This is a genomic window from Pseudomonas sp. 22072, assembly GCF_052046095.1.
In the GTDB taxonomy this organism is placed as follows: Bacteria; Pseudomonadota; Gammaproteobacteria; order Pseudomonadales; family Pseudomonadaceae; genus Aquipseudomonas; species Aquipseudomonas paracarnis.
In genome coordinates, this window is the sequence record NZ_JBQEQE010000036.1 from 37,004 (window position 1) to 41,455 (window position 4,452).

Sequence of the window (4,452 nt, forward strand, 5' to 3'; positions counted from 1 at the left end):
GCTCTTGCCCCACCACTCGGCACCTCGCCCAGGCTCGGTGTGCCCGTAATCCGCCAGTGATTTGGGGGGCCGCCGCCACGCGCCATCCATGGCGCGGGGCGGCTAAACCGGCATCCCTGCCGGTTTACCCCCCAAATCCCTGTCGAATTCCGGCCAGCGTGGTTTAACGGGGCGCCTAAGATCAAGATCAAAAGCAGAGCAAGAGCAAGAGCAAGAGCAAGAGCGGCTCGCTTCGCATCGTGGTTACCGTCTCCAGATGGCCGGCTTGCCCTTTTTGTAGGAGCGAGCTTGCTCGCGAAAAACGCTCAGGCGCCGCGTTCATTCAGGAAACACGCGTTATTGTTGACGTTTTCGCGAGCAAGCTCGCTCTACACAGGGTTTGCATCACTGCACGTCCACCCGCTGCACCTGCAACCCCAACTGTTCATATGCTTGCACCTCCGGCGCGTCCCACTCGGTAATCAGCGTATGAATACGGCTGCAAGGCGCCACCACAAAGGGTTCCACCGCGCCGAGCTTGTCTGAGGTGGTCACGGCGATGACGTGGGACGCGCTGTCGAGCAAGGCTTGCTTGACGGCGACTTCACCAAAATGCAGCGAGGTGATGCCCACTTGCGGATGCAGTGCGCAAACCCCGGTGAACAACAGGTCGGCCTTGACGCTCTGGATCAGCCGCACCGCGTCATGGCCGCCGGTGGAGAGCGTGGCGGGGTTGAGTTGGCCGCCGGCCAGGATCACTTTTATATGCGGATGGTCGGCCAGGGCGATGGCGATCATGGGGGATGGCGTGACCACGGTCAGGTGCAGTGCATGGGGCAAGCATTGTGCGATCTGCAAGGTGGTGGAGCCAGAATCGAACAGCACGATCTGGCCGTCTTCAACCCGCTCCGCCGCCACGCGAGCGAGGTGGCGCTTGACCTCGTTGGTTTCCCCGACACGGGTAAAGAAATCCTTGCCGGTGTCCTTGGGGCGGGGCAGGGCGCCGCCATGTACGCGTTGCAACAGGCCTGCGGCAGCGAGTTCGCCGAGGTCGCGGCGGATGGTGTCCTGGGACACGGCAAAATGCTTGACCAACTCGGAGGCAGTGACCTTGCCGTCGCGTTCCAGCAACAACAAGATCTTCTGTTTGCGCAGGGAAGGCAGGTCGATGGCTTGATGAGTGTTATGCATGTTTGTGCGCTTTATTGCGGGTTTGTGCGAGATTAATCGCCGGCCCATCTAAACGCAACGGCTGGTTGCCCACGCTCCTGCCGGTTACTCTCTGTGTTCAGTTCAGGGAGAGGTGACCCGATGCCGTTGATCACAACCATCGAAGACTTACGCAAGCTGGCGCAAAAACGTGTCCCCCGCATGTTCTACGACTACGCCGATTCCGGCTCCTGGACTGAGAGCACCTACCGCGCCAACGAAACTGATTTTGCGCGTATCAAGTTCCGCCAACGGGTGGCGCGCAATATCGACGAGCGTTCGATCCGCGCCAGCATGATCGGCCAGGACATGGCCATGCCTGTGGCGTTGGCGCCGACTGGCCTGGCGGGCATGCAGCACGCCGATGGCGAAATCCTCACTGCCCGTGCCGCTGCCGCGTTCGGGCTGCGCTACACCTTGTCGACCATGAGTATCTGTTCGCTGGAAGACATCGCCGAGCATGTCGGCCAGCCGTTCTGGTTCCAGTTGTATGTGATGCGCGACCGCAGTTTTATCGAGCAGTTGATCGAGCGCGCCAAGGCGGCCGGGGTGGATGCATTGGTGCTGACCCTGGATTTGCAGATTCTGGGGCAGCGCCACAAGGACTTGATCAATGGTTTGTCCGCGCCGCCCAAGCTGACGCTGCCGAACATTCTCAACATGATCACCAAGCCGCGCTGGGTGATGGGCATGCTGGGTACCCAGCGGCGTGGTTTCGGCAATATCGTCGGGCATGTGAAGGGGGTGGCCGACATGAGTTCGCTGTCGTCGTGGACCGCCCAGCAATTTGACCCGCGCCTGAGCTGGGACGATGTGGCGTGGATCAAGCGGTGCTGGGGCGGCAAGCTGATCATCAAGGGCATTCTCGATGTGGAGGATGCGCGCTTGGCGGCCGATTGCGGTGCCGATGCGTTGGTGGTGAGTAACCACGGTGGTCGCCAGCTTGATGGCGCGCCGTCGAGCATCAGCCAATTGCCGGCGATTGTCGAGGCCGTGGGCAACCGCATTGAAGTGTGGCTCGACGGCGGTATTCGTTCCGGCCAGGACGTGCTCAAGGCCATGGCGCTGGGCGCCAAGGGCACCATGATTGGCCGCCCGCACTTGTATGGGCTGGGGGCGATGGGCGAGGCGGGCGTGACCAAGGCCCTCGATATCATCGCCCGCGAACTGGATGTGTCGATGGCGCTCTGTGGCTATAAGGATATACGCGAAGTGAATCGCGAAATCCTGTTGCCCGGTACCTTTCCTGGAAGCACGGCTTGAGCAAAAAAACCGTAAAAATATAAAAAGAGTTGTCCACGAAAACCGTGGGTATCTCTGTGGATAACTTTGCGAAGGCCCGGCAGCGTTGGCGATTTCAGCGAAGATCATTATTTGATCAACTTGTATTTCGGGCCAACATGGCCAGGGTTTGCGCTTGACAGCCAAGCGCGAACCCAGTGTCGAAAAGCGTATTTACGAGGCGTTATCGCGGCCTGTGGAGTGTGTCACCACCTGGGCAGGCATCTTCGTGCGCATCAGGTTTTCCAGCGCTTGGCCATAGCTGCGTCCGGCGAGGTTCATGCTGTTGTTATGGCTGGCACCGGGCACCAGCAACAGGTGTTTGGGTTGCTGGGCGGCTTCGAATAACTGCTGGCTGAAGCGCGGTGGTACGTAGCGGTCGTCGAGGCCGTGGACCACCAGCAGCGGCATGTGGATGTCGGCAATCTTGTCGATGGAATCGAACTTCTGCGACAGCAACCAGCGCACCGGCAATGAGGTGTTGGCAACGGCCGTGGCGACATCCGCCAGGGAGGTGAACGTGGACTCGATCACCAGCCCACGCACCGGCAATGGCACCTGCTTGCCCAACTCGGCAGCGAGGTCGATGGCGACCGCGCCACCCAGGGAGTGCCCGTAGATCAGGCGTTTGCCGGGGTCTGGTTGCAGGGTCTGGAAACGCTCCCAGGCAATGCGTGCGTCCTCGTACACCGTGGCTTCCGAGGGCAGGTCGCCCTGGCTTTGGCCAAAGCCGCGATAGTCGATGGCCAGGACCGAAAAGCCCAGGGCATGCAATTGCTCGATGCGAAACAATTGGCCCGTGAGGTTCCAGCGTACCCCGTGCAGGTAGAGGATGGCGGGCGCGTCTTTGTTGGCTGCCGGGTACCACCAGCCATGAATGTTCTGCCCTGCTTTGAAACTGGCGGGCGTGAGTTCGAATTCCTGCACCGCCTTGGGCAGGCCGGTGTACCAGCCGGCGGTTCCCGGCTCGATGCGAAACACAAGTTCGCGCTCCTTGTGTTGCAACACGGCGCAGCCGACCGGCAGGCCGACAATCAACACGGCCATGCACAGCCAGACAAGCCAGCGCAGGCCCCGGCGGGGCATAGAAACAGAAGACATGAAGGTTCCAGAACAAAGATGAAGCACGGGTTTTACCAGATGGCCTGGGCGGGTAGGCATTAATGCGACGGCCGTGACGGATGAAAGTGTTACAGCATTGAACAATCCTCGCGCGGGTTGATAGGGTGGACGGCTCGAACCTGCCCTACCTGCAAAGGCCCACACATGAACAACAGCCCCGTGCGCATCACCGCCGAAGAAACCCTCTCGGACAACTGGTACCTGCTGAAGAAATACAGCTTCGACCTGCGCCGTCGCGACGGCAGTTGGCAAGCCCAGACCCGCGAGGTGTATGACCGGGGCAACGGTGCGACCATCCTGTTGTACAACCGTGAGCAACGCACAGTCTTGCTGATTCGCCAGTTCCGCATGCCCACTTTCGTCAACGATTACCCCGGCTACCTGATTGAAGCGGCGGCCGGTTTGCTCGATAACGCCAGCGCCGAAGAACGCATCCGCCTGGAGGCCGAGGAAGAGACCGGCTATCGCGTCGGGCATGTTGAGAAAATCTACGCGGCGTTCATGAGCCCGGGATCGGTTACGGAGCGGATTCACTTTTTTATCGGTGAATACCAGCCAGGCGACCGAGTGGGAGCGGGCGGAGGCCTGGAAGAAGAGGGCGAGGATATCGAGGTACTGGAGCTGGGCTTTGAGCAGGCACTGGCGATGGTGCAGAGCGGGGAGATTGTGGATGGCAAGACGATTATGTTGTTGCAGCATCTGGAGCTGCGGATGTTGAAAGAGGGGTGGTGAGGTATGCCTTCATGTGCATAGGTATCTACATAACTTCGGCACGACGCTGAATCTGTGGCGAGGGAGCTTGCTCCCGTGACGGCCTGGCAGCCGACACAGATATAACTGATGCCCCGCGATCCAATGTGG

The 4,452-nt window shown here is 60.3% G+C and carries 4 protein-coding genes; 2 read left to right on the top strand and 2 right to left on the bottom strand.

The features are described from left to right. Positions 1-384: 384 nt before the first annotated feature. The gene (locus ACTJLA_RS24625; RefSeq protein ID WP_314546430.1) at positions 385-1,170 is read right to left on the bottom strand and encodes a DeoR/GlpR family DNA-binding transcription regulator; all 786 of its coding nucleotides are present in this window, start codon (positions 1,168-1,170) and stop codon (positions 385-387) included. A 120-nt stretch (positions 1,171-1,290) separates the two neighbouring features. Here ACTJLA_RS24625 and ACTJLA_RS24630 point away from each other — a divergent pair, with 120 nt between their 5' ends. Further along, a complete protein-coding gene (locus ACTJLA_RS24630) occupies positions 1,291-2,451 on the top strand; it encodes an alpha-hydroxy acid oxidase (protein WP_057974864.1) in 1,161 nt (386 codons plus the stop codon). A gap of 192 nt (positions 2,452-2,643) precedes the next feature. Here the strand turns inward: ACTJLA_RS24630 and ACTJLA_RS24635 are convergent, their stop codons facing one another. Next, positions 2,644-3,570: an alpha/beta hydrolase gene (locus tag ACTJLA_RS24635; protein WP_054898677.1), complete on the bottom strand. Its 927-nt coding sequence runs from the start codon at positions 3,568-3,570 to the stop codon at positions 2,644-2,646. Positions 3,571-3,735: 165 nt separating this feature from the next. On the opposite strand from ACTJLA_RS24635, the gene ACTJLA_RS24640 reads away from it, so the two are divergent. Beyond that, complete coding sequence (locus ACTJLA_RS24640) at positions 3,736-4,323, top strand: NUDIX domain-containing protein (protein ID WP_034125680.1); 588 nt, start codon at positions 3,736-3,738, stop codon at positions 4,321-4,323. Positions 4,324-4,452 lie beyond the last annotated feature (129 nt).